The sequence below is a fragment of the Pseudomonas sp. NFACC56-3 genome (genome assembly GCF_900100025.1).
Taxonomy (GTDB): domain Bacteria; phylum Pseudomonadota; class Gammaproteobacteria; order Pseudomonadales; family Pseudomonadaceae; genus Aquipseudomonas; species Aquipseudomonas fluorescens_AA.
In genome coordinates this window covers 81993-97188 of sequence record NZ_FMTK01000009.1, presented here as the reverse complement: position 1 = coordinate 97188, position 15196 = coordinate 81993, and the positions used below count along the sequence as shown (strand labels likewise).

Genomic DNA, 15196 nt, shown 5'->3' with positions numbered 1-15196 from the left:
CGTGTCTCCGGGTGGTCCCGGTTATCCGTCCGCTGAGGCTGCTGAATATAGCCAGGAAATCTTTCAGCAGCCTTGCAGACCCGGTTGTGAATAGCAGACGCCGAATCACGGTTCGGCGTCGGTTTTTCCAGTATTGCGTGTAGGACTCAATGAACCAGCATGCCGGTGAACCAGTAGGCCTGGGCCAACGTGATCAAGCCGACAATCGTTGCAAAGAATAGGCTGTGTTTGAGAGTGAAACGGAACAGATCCGATTCCTTGCCCACCAGCCCGGTCGCGGCGCAGGCCACCGCGATCGATTGTGGCGAAATCATCTTGCCGGTCACGCCGCCGCTGGTGTTGGCCGCGACGAGCAGAGTGTCGTTGACGCCGATCTGGTGCGCGGTGGTGGCTTGCAACGAGCTGAACAGCGCGTTGGATGAGGTATCGGAACCGGTCAGGAACACGCCCAGCCAACCCAGGAACGGCGAGAAGAACGGGAACGCCGCGCCCGTGCCGGCCAACACCAGGGCCATGGTCGACGACATGCCCGAGTAGTTGGTGACGAAGGCGAAGGCCAGCACCATGCCGATGGACAGGATCGGCCAGCGCAGCTCGAACAGCGTCTCTTTAAAAGTGGTAAGACCAGTTTTGATGTTGATCTTCAGTACCAGCATCGAGATCAGTGCGGAGAAGAAAATCGCTGTGCCGGTGGCGGAAACCGGATCGAGCTTGAACACGGCCGGAATGGCGGTGGGGTTGATCACGATGGGGGCGACCTTGATCACCATCTGGTCCAGGTGCGGGATGGCGAAGTTGAAGACCCAGCCGTACATCGAGCCGCCCGCGGCGAACATGGCCTTGAACGGCTTGAGGGTCCAGATCGTGACCAGCACGGTCAGGATCAGGAACGGCGACCAGGCCTTGATGATTTCCCCAAGGCTGTAGGGCGAAGCCACGGTGCTGCGCGGCTGGCCGAAACCGCCGACGCTGGCGGTGACCGTTGCGCTGGAAGTCGCGCCGGCAATCTGGGCGCCGGCGGTGCGCTTGGGCTGCCAGACTTTCAGGAACAGGGTCAGGGAAATCAGGCTGGCCAGGGCCGAGGTGATGTCCGGCAGTTCCGGGCCGATGAAGTTGGAGGTGAAGTACTGGGTGATGGCGAAGCTCAAGCCGGCCACCAGCGCTGCTGGCCAGGTTTCCCGCACGCCGCGCAGGCCGTCCATCATGAACACCAGCCAGAACGGCACGAACAGCGACAACAGGGGCAGTTGACGACCGGTCATGGCGCCGATCTTGAAGGCATCGATCCCCGTGACCTGGCCGGCCACGATGATCGGAATGCCCAGGGCGCCGAACGCCACCGGGGCGGTGTTAGCGATCAGGCACAGGCCTGCGGCGTACAGGGGGTTGAAGCCCAGGCCGACCAGCAGCGCGGCGGTGATCGCCACGGGGGCACCGAAGCCGGCGGCACCTTCCAGGAATGCGCCGAAGCAGAAACCGATCAACAGCACTTGCAGGCGCTGGTCATCGGTAATCGACAGCACCGAGCTGCGAATCACTTCGAACTGGCCGCTCTTGACGGTCAGTTTGTAGAGAAACACCGCGGCGACGATGATCCAGGCGATGGGCCACAGGCCGTAGGCAAAGCCATAGCCGGCAGCGGCGAAGGCCATGTCTGCGGGCATGTTGAACGCGAAAATCGCCACGGCAATCGCCAGGGCCAAGGTAATGCTGCCGGCCACGTACCCCTTGAGGCGAAACACCGCCAAGGCCAGGAAGAAAAATACGATGGGAATAACGGCCGCGAGTGCGGACAAGCCGAGGCTGCCGAGCGGGCTGTAGAGCTGTTGCCAGGTTTGCATCATGGGTGGGCCCCTAATTGTTGTTGGTCAGGCACGGGTCAGCGGGCTTGGACAATTGGTAATACCAATTTACAATCGCTGTTGGCTAGGGTAAAAGCCTTGGTTGTCGTGTGTCAATTTGCCGCCCTGAAACTTTCGTCGAATAAGCGGTGCAGAGGGCATCTGATCCGTTCGAACAAATGGCTTTTGGTGGGTGTGGGCACGGCCCGGATGGGCCAGAATAGAGAGCCCGGCGAGCCGTCGGGATCGTGGAGAATTGAGTTATGGGGTTTGATCAGATTCGTCAGCGCCGTTTGTCTGACGATATTGTCGAGCGGCTTGAGGGCATGATCCTTGAGGGCACGCTGAAGTCCGGCGAGCGCCTGCCGGCCGAACGGACCCTGGCCGAACAGTTCGGCGTGTCACGTCCTTCGTTGCGCGAGGCGATCCAGAAACTGGCCGCCAAGGGCTTGCTCGTCAGTCGCCAGGGCGGCGGTAACTATGTCGTCGAGTCACTGGGCTCGACCTTCAGCGATCCGCTGCTGCAACTGCTGGAAAGCAATCCCGAAGCGCAACGTGACTTGCTGGAGTTTCGCCACACCCTGGAGGCGTCTTGTGCGTATTACGCGGCACAACGGGCCACGGATGTGGATCGCGAACGGCTGACGGCAGCCTTCGACGAGCTGCAGGATTGTTATTCGCGCCACGACGAGGTCAGCCGGGCGGAGGAGGGCGCGGCAGATGCCCGGTTCCATCTGGCGATCGCCGAGGCCAGTCATAACGCAGTCTTGCTGCACACCATTCGCGGCTTGTTCGACCTGCTCAAGCGCAACGTCGTCACCAACATCGGCGGCATGTACAAGCAGCGCAGTGAAACCCGCGACATGCTGATCAGCCAGCACCGGGAATTGTACCAAGCCATTATGGACGGGCATGCCGAACAGGCGCGGGAAGTGTCCAGCCGACATATCTTGTATGTGCAGGAAGTCCTGGAAGAAGTGCGCCAGGAAGTGCAGCGGGTGGCGCGAGCGGAGCGGCGTAAAGGGATGTAGGTCGCGAGTTCGGTGGTGATTGGGCTTCTGCATTCGCGAGCAAGCCCGCTCCCACACCGGATCACTGCTGTGCACATATTCTGTGTTCGCAAAAAATCCAATGTGGGAGCGGGCTTGCTCGCGAATACGCTCTCAACGGCGAAAGAATCAGTCTTCCTTGCCCTTGTTGCGCACCGCGCGCTGCAGCTCGCGGCCGGCGTCGCGTTCGCGCTCGGTATCGCGCTTGTCGTACTCCTTCTTGCCTTTGCCCAGGGCAATTTCGCACTTGATCAGGTGCTTGCTCCAGTACAACGAGGTGCAGACGCAGGTGTAGCCCTTCTGCTGCACGGAGGCGAAAAGCTTTTCCAGCTCGCGCTTGTTGAGCAGCAGCTTGCGCGAGCGTACCGGGTCGGCAATCACGTGGGTGCTGGCGGTGGTCAGCGGCGTGATATGACTGCCCAGCAGCCAGGCCTCGCCGTCCTTGAGCAGCACGTAGCTGTCGACCAGTTGCGCCTTGCCGGCACGCAAGCTCTTTACTTCCCAGCCGGCCAGGACCATGCCAGCCTCGAAACGCTGTTCGATGAAGTAATCGTGTCGCGCCTTTTTATTTTGCGCGATGGTCCCTGTGGGGTGTTTCTTCTGTTTAGCCATAGGGGCGGCATTATAGGCAGTTGCGGGCGTGTCGGCTACGGTGAACCTGCGTGCTTGAGCACGTTGAGTGAATCCCGGACAATGCGGCCTCTTTTTTGAACGCTTGGGCGTGATCACGATGTCGACAGACAAGGTTTCTGTCCACGGCAGTTGGGCTAGCCGCTGGGTCTTCATACTCGCGGCGACCGGTTCTGCCGTGGGGCTGGGTAGTATCTGGAAGTTTCCGTACATGGTCGGCGTCTACGGTGGCGGCGCCTTTGTATTGATGTTCCTGGCGTGCATCGCGCTGATCGGCGCACCGGTGATGCTGGCCGAGACCCTGATCGGGCGTCGGGCCCGGCAAAGCCCGGCCAATGCCCTGAAGGTACTGGCGGTAGAGGCTGGCCATTCGACCAAGTGGTCGTGGGGCGCCTTCGCCGGGATGATCACGGCGCTGTTGATCCTGTCTTTCTATAGCGTGGTCGGTGGCTGGTCCCTGGACTACATCATCGACATGGGGCGCGGGGATTTCCAAGGGGCCACGCCGGACCAGGTGGGCGCCTACTTCGGCAATGTAATCGCCGATCCCTGGAGGCTGACCCTCTGGCACACGATCTTCATGGTCCTCTCGGCGGTGGTGATTGCCCGGGGCGTGGTGGCCGGGCTCGAGCGCAGCCTGCGGATCATGATGCCGTTGCTGTTCGTGATGATCCTGGTGCTGCTGGGCTACAGCATGACCACCGGGCATTTCATGGAAGGCGTGCATTTCATGTTCGACTTCCAGCCGGAGAAAGTCCTGGACGGCCTACTGCCGGCCATGGGGCATGCGTTTTTCTCCCTGAGCGTCGGGGTCGGTTCGATCATGATCTACGGTGCCTACATGCCCAAGAACGCCTCCCTGACCCGAACCGTCTTTGGCGTCGCGCTGCTGGACACTTTCGTGTCGTTGCTGGCGGGCGTGGCATTGTTTCCGATTGTGTTCGCCGCGGGCCTGAACCCCAGCGAGGGGCCAGGGTTGATGTTTGTCAGCCTGCCCTTCGCCTTCGGCAGCATGGCTTTCGGCCAGGTGATGGGCGTGGTGTTTTTTGTGCTGGTGGCCATCGCGGCCTGGAGCTCGGCCATTTCCCTGCTGGAGCCCATGGTGGCTTACTTGGTCGAGCGGACCCGCATCAGCCGCGCCTGGGTGACTTTCTGGCTGGCTTTCACTTGCTGGTTTGTCGGCCTGGGTACGGTGTTTTCCTTCAATATATGGAAGCAAGCGAAGTTTTTCGTGAACGAAGGTGGGTTGTTCCATCTCTATCAGTGGGGGGCAACCGGAGGGCTGGATTTCTTCGGCGTGATTGATTTCTTCACCTCACGGATCATGCTGCCATTGGGTGGTTTGTGTTTCGTGGTGTTTGCAGGATGGGTCATGGGGCGTGATGCGGTGCGTGATGAACTGTCGCTGCGCAGCCCGGTATTGTTTGCCTTGAGCCTGTTCTTGATGCGCTATGTGGCGCCCATCGGCATTCTCGTAGTGTTTGCCGCCCAGCTGTGGAAGTGACGCTTACATGACGACACATATTCAACGCTCGGCCTTGCTGCCTTACCCGGCGCAGGCGCTGTATGACCTGGTCAACGATGTGGCGAGCTACCCGGAGTTCTTGCCGTGGTGCTCATCCGCCGAGGTGCTGGAAAGCTCCGAAACCCAGATGCGCGCCAGCCTCAACATTGCCAAGAGTGGCTTGAGCCAGCGCTTCGTCACGCGTAATACGCTGGTGCCGGGGCAGTCCATCGAAATGAACCTGGAAGAGGGGCCCTTCAATCAGCTCCACGGCGTCTGGGTGTTCAAGCCGTTGGGGGAAAAGGCCTGCAAGATCAGCCTGGACCTGTCGTTCGACTACGCCGGTCCGCTGGTGCGGGCGACGTTGGGGCCGCTGTTCAATCAGGCTGCCAATACGCTGGTTGACGCGTTCTGCCAGCGGGCCAAGCAGAATGCAGAGCTCAAGCGTTGATTGAGATAGAAGTGGTGTATGCCGCGGTGGATCGCCAGGTCTTGCGCACATGTGTGGTGCAGGAAGGCACCAGTGTTCGCGCGGCGCTGCAGGGCTCGGGGATTGCCGATGCCTTCCCGGAGCTGGATCTGGCGACGTGCTCGGTGGGGATTTTTGGCAAGGTGGTTGCCGATCCGGCTAATCAAATGGTGCAAGCGGCGGATCGATTGGAGATTTATCGACCTTTGCTGGCTGATCCGAAGGAAATTCGTCGCCTGCGCGCGGCCAAGGCTGCCCTGGCGCGACAATCGGAGCAATGACCTGATCTGAATCGCAGGCAATAAAAAACCCGGCATGCCGGGTTTTTTCATGCCGCAATTTATTGCGGCGAGGTGTCCAGAGGCTCTGGTGTCGGGACCGGTACGGTCTCGACTTTGTCCACGTCCTTCTGGATCTGGTCCAGCAACGAACCTGGCTTGGCCGGTTTTTCCGGTTTCGGCTGTTCGGCATTCTGGGTCGGATCGGTCACGGTGGTGCCGCTGTCCTTGCCCATGATGGCCTCGTCGCGGCTCACGCCAGGCATGAAGTCGCCCGACAAGCTGACAAGTTGGTCGTCAGGGCTGAAGATAACGCTGATGCGTTCCTGTTGGCGCTCACCGCCGCCTGGCTGCAAGCTGTACAGATAATCCCAGCGATCGGCATGGAACGTGTCGGTCAGCAGAGGGTTACCCATGATAAACCGTACTTGCCGGCGGGTCATTCCCGGGCGTAACTGGTCTATCATGTCCTGCGTGACGACATTGCCCTGCTGGATGTCGATTTTGTAAACCCCGGGGAATGAACAACCGGCGAGTGCGAGCAGTCCCACAAAGGTGAAACTGGTTAGCAAGAGCTTGGTGTTTTGCATCGGTGGGCGACTTCCACTATCTTGGCTGGGACAACGTAAACGCCGATCATACCCGCATTAAGAGAAGCTGCGAAGCAGCATCGCGAGAAAGCTGACCATGGTTGAAAATAGCGAACTACGCAAAGCCGGCCTCAAAGTGACCCTGCCACGGGTCAAGATTCTACAAATGCTCGATTCCGCAGAGCAACGCCACATGAGTGCCGAAGATGTCTACAAGGCGCTTATGGAGGCTGGTGAGGACGTCGGTCTGGCCACGGTTTACCGTGTTCTGACCCAGTTCGAGGCAGCTGGCCTTGTGGTGCGACACAACTTCGACGGAGGCCATGCGGTCTTCGAACTGGACGATGGCAAGCATCACGACCATATGGTCAACGTCGAGACCAGCGAAGTCATCGAATTCTTCGACGAAGAAATCGAGCGGCTGCAGAAAGCAATCGTCGAGAAGTATGGTTTCGAGATGGTCGATCACAATCTTGTACTGTACGTACGCAAGAAAAAGTAAGCATGTCGCGCGGACTTGAGGTTCGCGAAACGAACGAAGGCGACCCCAGGGTCGCCTTCGTGCTTTCTGTCGTTCTCAGATTTTCGCGGTAACGACCATTTTTTTCGCGTGGGCCAGGGATTCCTTGGTGAGGTCGATACCCCCGAGCATTCGCGCCACTTCTTCCACCCGCTCGTTTTTGTTGAGCTTGGACACGGCGGTGCGAGTCGCGTCCTCGTCACGCACTTTGTGCACGAATAAGTGCTGGTGTCCCTGGGCGGCGACCTGAGGCAAGTGAGTGACGGTCAGCACCTGGCCGCGTTCCCCCAGTCGGCGCAGCAGCTGGCCGACAATTTCCGCGGTTGGGCCACCGATGCCCACGTCCACTTCGTCGAATACCAGTGTCGGCACACGGGAGGTCTGCGCGGTGATGACCTGGATGGCCAGGCTGATTCGCGACAACTCACCGCCGGAGGCGACTTTGGCCAGGCCCTTGAGCGGTTGCCCGGGGTTGGCGCTGACCAGCAGTTCCACCTGTTCCAGCCCATTGGGTTGGAGCTCGTCACCGGCATTGGGGCGCAATTCGATGGTGAAGCGCCCGCCCGGCATGCCCAGGCGCTGGATCTCCTGCTCCACGGCACTGGCCAGCCCTGTCGCGGCCTGGCGCCGCAGTTCACTGAGCTCCTTGGCCTTTTCCTGGTAATGACGGGCATAGGAAGCCAGTTCGTCCCCCAGGCGCTCGATGGATTCATCGTTGGCGTTCAGGGTTTCCAGTTCTTCCAGCAGGCGCTGCTGGAGTTCGGCAACGTCGGTTGGCTGGATGCGGTGCTTGCGCGCCAGCGTATAGATGGTGTCCAGGCGCTCTTCCAGGTACTGCAGGCGGGCCGGGTCGGCATCGAAATGATCGAGGAAGCGGTTCAGTTCCCCAACGGCCTCCTCGACCTGGATCTGCGCGCTCGTCAGCAGGTTGGTCGCTTCGTTCAGGGCGCCCACCGAATTGTTCACGCTGGAGAGTCGGTTCAGGCTCGCTGTCAGGGCATTGAGCACATTGCCCGAGTCGCTCTCGCTGCATTGTTCGACCACCTGGCGGCAGATGCCCAGCAGGGTTTCGGCGTTGGTCAGGTTCTTGTGTTCCTGCTCCAGTTCTTCCAGTTCATTTTCACCCAGGGACAGGTTTTCCAGTTCTTCGAGCTGGTAGCTCAATAGCTGGTGACGGGCACGCTGTTCGTCGCCGGAGTTGGAAAGGCGATCGAGCTCCTGCCGGGTCTGGCGCCAGCGTTGGGCGGCCAGTTGGACTTGCCGGGCCAGGTCGGTGGCGCCGGCGTACTCATCCAGCAGGCGACGATGGGTATCGGTCTTGAGCAGGGATTGGTGTTCATGCTGGCTGTGGATGTCGATCAACAGTTCGCCAAGGGCCTTGAGATCGCCCAGGGGGCAGGGCGTGCCGTTGATGTAGCCTCGGGAGCGGCCTTCGGCGGTGATGACCCGGCGCAGGATGCACAGGCCGTCGGTGTCCAGGTCGCGTTCGGCCAGCCAGGCGCTGGCCTCGGGGATGTCGACCAGGTCGAACGTCGCCAGGATGTCGGCCTTGTCCGCTCCGGGGCGCACCACGCCGCTGTCGGCGCGGTCGCCCAGCGTCAGGCCCAGGGCGTCGAGCATGATCGACTTGCCCGCGCCGGTTTCACCGGTGATCACGCTCATGCCTCGATCGAGTTCGAGGTCCAGATGTTCGACGATGGCGTAGTTGTGTACGGACAGGTGCACCAGCATAAGGCCGCTCCCAGGCTTTAGGTCTGGTTATTTATACAGTGTTTTGTTTCGGCCTGACAATGCCCGCGCTTAGCTCGATTTGCTTGGGAAAGTGATTTTCTTAGCGCCGCAAGGAATGATTATGCAGCTGCTTTTTGTAAGGTTAATTCGTCGGATGGCCCTTGAAGCTGGAAAACCCGGCCCCATATACCGGGGCAGAAGCGCGAGTCGAGCTCGCGGACGAAGTTGAAAGGAGAAATCTCTATGGCTGACGAACAGACGCAGGACACGCAAAATCTAGACGCCAATCAGGCCTCCCAAGATTCCGGTGAGGACCTGACGGCACGTGTACAAGTGCTCGAGGAGCAACTGGCCGGTGCGCAGGATCAGGCGTTGCGTGTAGCCGCCGACCTGCAGAATGTCCGCCGCCGCGCCGAGCAGGATGTAGAAAAGGCTCATAAATTCGCCCTGGAGCGTTTTGCCGGCGACCTGCTGCCGATCATCGACAGCCTGGAGCGCGGCCTGGAGCTGTCCAACCCGGACGACGAGAACATCCGTCCGATGCGTGAAGGCATCGAGCTGACCCTGAAAATGTTCCAGGACACCCTCAAGCGTTATCAGCTCGAAGCCCTTGATCCCCACGGCGAACCCTTCAACGCCGAACATCACCAGGCCATGGCGATGCAGGAAAGTGCCGACGTCGAGCCAAACAGTGTCTTGAAGGTTTTCCAGAAGGGCTATCTGCTGAATGGCCGTCTGCTGCGCCCGGCCATGGTCGTGGTCAGCAAGGCACCGGCACCGGTTTCGCCTTCTATTGACGAGCAGGCTTGAAATCGGGCGCAGCGGCCCCATCTATAAGTCAAGCGTTTAAGTGCTACCGCAGTTAGCCACCACTGCTGCGGCAACAAAATCCAAGTTCCGGGAGAGTTAACATGGGCAAGATTATCGGCATCGACCTGGGGACCACCAACTCGTGCGTCTCCGTGCTGGAAAACGGCAAGGCCAAGGTTATTGAAAACGCTGAAGGCGCGCGTACCACGCCGTCGATCATCGCGTACGCCAATGATGGCGAAATTCTGGTTGGCCAGTCGGCCAAGCGTCAGGCAGTGACCAATCCGCATAACACCCTGTACGCGGTGAAGCGTCTGATCGGTCGCAAGTTCGACGAAGAAGTCGTTCAGAAAGACATCAAGATGGTGCCTTACAAAATCGCCAAGGCTGACAACGGCGACGCTTGGGTTGAAGTGAACGGCCAGAAAATGGCACCGCCACAGATCTCGGCCGAGATCCTCAAGAAAATGAAGAAAACCGCCGAAGACTACCTCGGCGAAGCGGTGACCGAGGCGGTCATCACGGTTCCAGCCTATTTCAACGACAGCCAGCGCCAGGCGACCAAAGACGCCGGCCGCATCGCGGGCCTGGACGTAAAACGTATCATCAACGAACCGACCGCGGCCGCTCTGGCCTACGGTATGGACAAGGCCAAGGGCGACCACACCGTGATCGTCTATGACCTGGGTGGCGGTACCTTCGACGTCTCCGTGATCGAGATCGCTGAAGTCGACGGCGAGCACCAGTTCGAAGTACTGGCAACCAACGGTGACACGTTCCTCGGTGGTGAAGACTTCGACATCCGCCTGATCGACTACCTCGTCGACGAGTTCAAGAAAGAAAGCGGCATGAACCTCAAGGGTGACCCGCTGGCCATGCAGCGCCTGAAAGAAGCCGCTGAAAAAGCCAAGATCGAACTGTCCTCGAGCCAGTCGACCGACGTGAACCTGCCGTACATCACCGCAGACGCCACCGGTCCTAAGCACCTGAACGTAAAAATCTCCCGCGCCAAGCTCGAAGCGCTGGTGGAAGATCTGGTTCAGCGCACCATCGAACCTTGCCGCATTGCCATGAAAGACGCCGGTATCGACGTTGGCTCGATCAACGACGTGATCCTGGTGGGCGGCCAGACCCGTATGCCGCTGGTTCAGAAGCTGGTCACCGACTTCTTCGGCAAAGAAGCCCGTAAGGACGTGAACCCGGACGAAGCCGTTGCCATGGGTGCTGCCATCCAAGGCGCTGTTCTGGCCGGTGACGTGAAGGACGTTCTGCTGCTCGACGTCAGCCCGCTGACCCTGGGTATCGAAACCATGGGTGGCGTGATGACCGCGCTGATCGAGAAAAACACCACGATTCCTACCAAGAAATCCCAAGTGTTCTCGACGGCCGACGACAACCAGGGCGCCGTGACCATCCACGTGCTGCAGGGTGAGCGCAAGCAGGCTGCCCAGAACAAATCCCTGGGCAAGTTCGACCTGGCCGAGATTCCACCAGCGCCACGTGGCGTGCCACAAATCGAAGTGACCTTCGACATCGACGCCAACGGCATTCTGCACGTCGGCGCGAAAGACAAGGCCACCGGCAAGACCCAGTCGATCGTGATCAAGGCCAACTCCGGCCTGTCCGAGGAAGAGATTCAGCAGATGGTTCGCGATGCTGAAGTCAACGCCGAGGAGGACCGCAAGTTCGAAGAGCTGGCCAGCGCCCGCAACCAGGGCGACGCCTTGGTGCACTCGACCCGCAAGATGATCGCCGATGCTGGCGAGAAAGTGACCGCGGAAGAGAAAACCGCCATCGAAGCGGCCGTGGTTGCCCTGGAAGCCGCTGTGAAAGGCGACGACAAGGCGGCCATCGAGGCGAAGATCGAAGAGCTGTCCAAGGTCTCCGCGCCAGTGGCTCAGAAGATGTACGCCGAGCAGGCTCAGCCCGCTGAAGGCGCGGCTGCCCAGGGCGAATCGGCCGAAAAAGCCGACGATGTCGTGGATGCCGAGTTCGAAGAAGTGAAAGACCACAAGTAATCGCTTGTTGGTCGGCCGGTTGACTGCACTTGTGCGGTGGCTGGTAGGATGTCGCCGCGCGGGGGCTTGCTCCCGCGTTGGCGTGTCTGGAGCTAGGGAATTTTTACAGCATGCGACAGTGTTCGGATGTTGGCGGTGCGTTCGGGAATGCTCCTGCTTTCCGGCGATGGACACTGCGTTTTGGCCGGGGCCCTGGCTGAAATATTTAAAGACCAGGATCGTTGAATTGACGTGAGTTGGGTCCGGGCCTGTATTGGGGCTCAACGAGTTTGGCAAGGCTCAGGAGAGGTTTGCCGGACGTCCTATAAGAGTGCAAAGACTAATGGCGAAGCGTGATTTTTACGAAGTATTGGGTGTCGAGCGGGGGGCCAGCGAGGCAGAGCTGAAAAAGGCTTATCGTCGCCTGGCGATGAAGCACCACCCGGACCGTAATCCCGGCGATAAAGCGTCGGAAGAGATGTTCAAGGAAGCCAACGAGGCTTACGAAGTTCTGTCCGATTCCAGCAAGCGCGCGGCCTATGACCAGTACGGGCATGCCGGTGTCGACCCGAGCATGGGCGGCGGCGGTGCCGGTTTCGGCGGCCAGAACTTCTCCGATATTTTCGGCGACGTGTTCAGTGATTTCTTCGGCGGCGGTCGCGGCGGTGCCCGTGGTGGCGCCCAGCGTGGCAGCGACTTGCGCTACACGTTGGAGCTGAACCTGGAAGAAGCGGTGCGCGGTACCACCGTCAATATCCGTGTGCCGACATTGGTCAACTGCAAGCCGTGTGATGGCTCGGGTGCAAAGAAGGGCTCCTCGCCCGTGACCTGCCCGACTTGCGGCGGCATCGGCCAGGTTCGCATGCAGCAGGGCTTCTTCTCGGTCCAGCAGACCTGCCCGCGTTGCCATGGCCAAGGCAAGATCATCTCCGACCCGTGCGACTCCTGCCATGGCGAAGGGCGTGTCGAAGAGTACAAGACGCTGTCGGTCAAAGTGCCGGCCGGTGTCGACACCGGTGACCGCATTCGCCTGTCCGGCGAAGGCGAGGCGGGTGCCCAGGGTGGTCCGACCGGCGACCTGTATGTGGTCATCAACGTGCGCGAGCATGCGATTTTCCAGCGCGACGGCAAGCACCTGTTCTGCGAAGTGCCGATCAGCTTCGTCGACGCGGCCTTGGGTGGCGAGCTCGAGATCCCGACCCTCGACGGTCGCGTCAAGCTGAAAATTCCTGAGGGCACGCAGACCGGCAAACAATTCCGGATTCGTGGCAAAGGCGTCGCGCCAGTGCGTGGCGGTGGTGCGGGCGACCTGATGTGCCGTGTGGCGGTGGAGACACCGGTCAACCTGAGTCGGCGTCAGCGTGAACTGTTGGAAGAGTTCCGCGGCACGCTGGCGGATGACAACAGTCACTCCCCGAAAACCACCGGTTGGTTCGAAGGTGTGAAGCGCTTCTTCGGCGACCTTTAAGGAGTTCGCATGCGACGTATAGCTGTGATGGGCGCTGCGGGGCGCATGGGCAAGGCGCTGGTCGAGGCGGTGCAGCAGCGCTCGCCGCTCTCCGGTCTGACGGCGGCCATCGTTCGGCCCGACAGTACGTTGGTGGGCGCCGATGCTGGCGAGCTGGCTTCGCTGGGGCGTATCGGCGTGCCGATGTCCGGTGGCCTGGAGAAGGTGCTTGACGAGTTCGATGTGCTGATCGACTTCACCCTGCCGGACGTGATGCTGAAAAACCTCGCGATCTGCCGCAAGCATGGCAAGGCCATGGTGATTGGCACCACGGGGCTGGATGCTGCGCAAAAGCAACTGCTGGCCGAGGCGGGCAACGACATCGCAATCGTGTTCGCGGCGAACTTCAGCGTGGGCGTGAACCTGTCGCTGAAGCTGCTGGACATGGCGGCCCGGGTCTTGGGCGACGATGCCGATATCGAAATCATCGAAGCGCATCACCGGCACAAGATCGACGCACCTTCGGGAACGGCCTTGCGCATGGGTGAAGTGATTGCCGATGCGTTGGGGCGTGATCTGCAGAAAGTCGCCGTGTATGGGCGTGAAGGGCATACCGGTGCCCGTGAGCGCGACACCATCGGTTTCGCCACTGTGCGCGGTGGTGATGTGGTAGGTGATCACACGGTGTTGTTCGCCACTGAAGGCGAGCGCCTGGAAATCACCCACAAGGCCTCCAGCCGGATGACCTTCGCCAAGGGCGCCGTGCGTGCCGCGTTGTGGCTGGATGGCCGCGAGCCAGGCTTGTACGACATGCAGGACGTTCTCGACCTGCGTTGATGCCATTGAAGGCGGGGTTCAGGTTATACTGCGCCCCGTTCTACACCGCTTCGCGACGGCCTGTCGCATTCCCCTGCCTTTAAGGCTCATTAGCGGTGGACCAAAAAAGCCTTTTTCTGTAAGCTACAGCTTTAGTGTGTCCACTAAAAGCGCGCAGAATAATTCAGTGAACAAGCGGGGTGACGTGTCCATACGTCACTCCGCTTTTTTACAACCTGCGATCGCCCTTTCAGGCTTTATTTACGGGAGGTCTTCTTGACTAAGCCAGCCATACTCGCCCTTGCTGATGGCAGCATTTTTCGCGGCGAAGCCATTGGAGCCGACGGTCAGACCGTTGGTGAGGTGGTGTTTAACACCGCAATGACCGGCTATCAGGAAATTCTTACCGATCCTTCCTACGCCCAGCAAATCGTTACCCTGACTTACCCGCACATCGGCAACACCGGCACCACGCCGGAAGACGCCGAGTCCGATCGTGTCTGGTCCGCCGGCCTGGTCATCCGTGACTTGCCGCTGGTAGCGAGCAACTGGCGTAACACGATGTCCCTGTCCGATTACCTGAAAGCCAACAACGTCGTGGCGATCGCCGGTATCGACACTCGCCGCCTGACCCGCATTCTTCGGGAAAAAGGCGCGCAGAACGGCTGCATCATGGCTGGCGACAACATTTCCGAAGAAGCCGCCATTGCCGCTGCCCAGGGCTTCCCTGGCCTCAAGGGCATGGACCTGGCGAAAGTCGTCAGCACCCAGAAACAATACGAATGGCGCTCCACGGTCTGGGACTTGAAGACCAACAGTCACGCGACGATCGAGGCTTCCGAGTTGCCCTACCACGTGGTGGCGTACGACTACGGCGTCAAGCTGAACATCCTGCGCATGCTGGTCGAGCGTGGCTGCCGCGTCACTGTGGTACCGGCCCAGACCCCGGCCGCCGATGTCCTGGCCCTCAAGCCCGACGGCGTGTTCCTGTCCAACGGCCCGGGTGACCCGGAGCCGTGCGACTACGCGATCCAGGCGATCAAGGACGTGCTGGAAACCGAAATCCCGGTGTTCGGTATCTGCCTCGGTCACCAGTTGCTGGCTCTCGCTTCGGGCGCCAAGACCTTGAAAATGGGCCACGGCCACCACGGTGCCAACCACCCGGTGCAGGACCTGGATACCGGTGTGGTGATGATCACCAGCCAGAACCACGGTTTTGCGGTGGATGAGGCGACCCTGCCGGCCAACGTGCGTGCGATTCACAAGTCGCTGTTCGACGGCACGCTGCAAGGTATCGAGCGTACCGACAAGAGCGCGTTCAGCTTCCAGGGCCACCCTGAAGCGAGCCCGGGCCCGAACGATGTGGCGCCGCTGTTCGATCGCTTCATCAACGAGATGGCCAAGCGACGCTGACCGCGTGAAGCCCGAGGGCGGCCCCGAGTGTGGCGGCCCCTTCGGGCGCTTCAAAGATTGTTCGACGGCCTAGCCGACTGACCTGCGGATTTGAGTGACAA

The 15196-nt window shown here is 60.3% G+C and carries 14 protein-coding genes; 10 read left to right on the top strand and 4 right to left on the bottom strand.

The genetic code is table 11. The features are described 5' to 3' along the window. Positions 1 to 146: 146 nt before the first annotated feature. Positions 147 to 1841 carry a lactate permease LctP family transporter gene (locus BLO80_RS14645; protein WP_092328752.1) on the bottom strand — a complete coding sequence of 565 codons (1695 nt, stop codon included), beginning with the start codon at positions 1839 to 1841 and terminating at the stop codon, positions 147 to 149. Between the two features lie 263 nt (positions 1842 to 2104). Between BLO80_RS14645 and BLO80_RS14640 the strand changes: the two genes are divergently transcribed. Then, positions 2105 to 2872, top strand: a complete 768-nt coding sequence (locus BLO80_RS14640; protein WP_072411334.1) for an FCD domain-containing protein — start codon at positions 2105 to 2107, stop codon at positions 2870 to 2872. 147 nt (positions 2873 to 3019) lie between these two features. Here BLO80_RS14640 and smpB read toward each other — a convergent pair whose 3' ends face one another. Further along, entirely contained in the window at positions 3020 to 3502 is a 483-nt protein-coding gene (gene smpB, locus BLO80_RS14635; protein WP_042730880.1) for an SsrA-binding protein SmpB, read from the bottom strand. Positions 3503 to 3620: 118 nt separating this feature from the next. Here smpB and BLO80_RS14630 point away from each other — a divergent pair, with 118 nt between their 5' ends. From BLO80_RS14630 to BLO80_RS14620, 3 genes are read left to right on the top strand one after another with little or no spacing between them, the layout of a single operon-like run. Beyond that, on the top strand, positions 3621 to 5024 hold the full coding sequence (locus tag BLO80_RS14630; RefSeq protein ID WP_060743081.1) for a sodium-dependent transporter: 1404 nt from the start codon (positions 3621 to 3623) through the stop codon (positions 5022 to 5024). Between the two features lie 7 nt (positions 5025 to 5031). Further along, positions 5032 to 5475 (top strand): type II toxin-antitoxin system RatA family toxin, encoded by a 444-nt coding sequence (locus tag BLO80_RS14625; protein WP_060739231.1) that lies wholly within the window; start codon positions 5032 to 5034, stop codon positions 5473 to 5475. Then, positions 5472 to 5774: an RnfH family protein gene (locus BLO80_RS14620; protein WP_092328567.1), complete on the top strand. Its 303-nt coding sequence runs from the start codon at positions 5472 to 5474 to the stop codon at positions 5772 to 5774. The genes BLO80_RS14625 and BLO80_RS14620 overlap by 4 nt, the downstream gene beginning before the upstream one ends. A gap of 59 nt (positions 5775 to 5833) precedes the next feature. On the opposite strand, the gene BLO80_RS14615 is transcribed toward BLO80_RS14620, so the two are convergent. Beyond that, positions 5834 to 6361 (bottom strand): outer membrane protein assembly factor BamE, encoded by a 528-nt coding sequence (locus BLO80_RS14615; RefSeq protein WP_092328564.1) that lies wholly within the window; start codon positions 6359 to 6361, stop codon positions 5834 to 5836. Positions 6362 to 6458: 97 nt separating this feature from the next. Between BLO80_RS14615 and fur the strand changes: the two genes are divergently transcribed. Continuing rightward, positions 6459 to 6863, top strand: coding sequence for a ferric iron uptake transcriptional regulator (gene fur, locus BLO80_RS14610; RefSeq protein WP_026013299.1), 405 nt, complete (start codon positions 6459 to 6461; stop codon positions 6861 to 6863). Between the two features lie 75 nt (positions 6864 to 6938). On the opposite strand, the gene recN is transcribed toward fur, so the two are convergent. Then, complete coding sequence (gene recN / locus BLO80_RS14605) at positions 6939 to 8612, bottom strand: DNA repair protein RecN (protein WP_092328562.1); 1674 nt, start codon at positions 8610 to 8612, stop codon at positions 6939 to 6941. A 243-nt stretch (positions 8613 to 8855) separates the two neighbouring features. Between recN and grpE the strand changes: the two genes are divergently transcribed. The 5 genes from grpE (at position 8856) to carA (ending at position 15095) form a co-directional block, all read left to right on the top strand. Then, the gene (gene grpE, locus BLO80_RS14600) at positions 8856 to 9422 is read left to right on the top strand and encodes a nucleotide exchange factor GrpE (protein WP_092258762.1); all 567 of its coding nucleotides are present in this window, start codon (positions 8856 to 8858) and stop codon (positions 9420 to 9422) included. A 101-nt stretch (positions 9423 to 9523) separates the two neighbouring features. Continuing rightward, a complete protein-coding gene (dnaK, locus tag BLO80_RS14595) occupies positions 9524 to 11440 on the top strand; it encodes a molecular chaperone DnaK (protein ID WP_014336568.1) in 1917 nt (638 codons plus the stop codon). A gap of 322 nt (positions 11441 to 11762) precedes the next feature. Then, on the top strand, positions 11763 to 12887 hold the full coding sequence (dnaJ, locus tag BLO80_RS14590; RefSeq protein WP_060739226.1) for a molecular chaperone DnaJ: 1125 nt from the start codon (positions 11763 to 11765) through the stop codon (positions 12885 to 12887). 9 nt (positions 12888 to 12896) lie between these two features. Then, positions 12897 to 13703, top strand: coding sequence for a 4-hydroxy-tetrahydrodipicolinate reductase (dapB, locus tag BLO80_RS14585; protein WP_060739225.1), 807 nt, complete (start codon positions 12897 to 12899; stop codon positions 13701 to 13703). A gap of 255 nt (positions 13704 to 13958) precedes the next feature. Further along, on the top strand, positions 13959 to 15095 hold the full coding sequence (gene carA / locus BLO80_RS14580; RefSeq protein ID WP_092328559.1) for a glutamine-hydrolyzing carbamoyl-phosphate synthase small subunit: 1137 nt from the start codon (positions 13959 to 13961) through the stop codon (positions 15093 to 15095). The last annotated feature ends 101 nt before the right edge of the window (positions 15096 to 15196 follow it).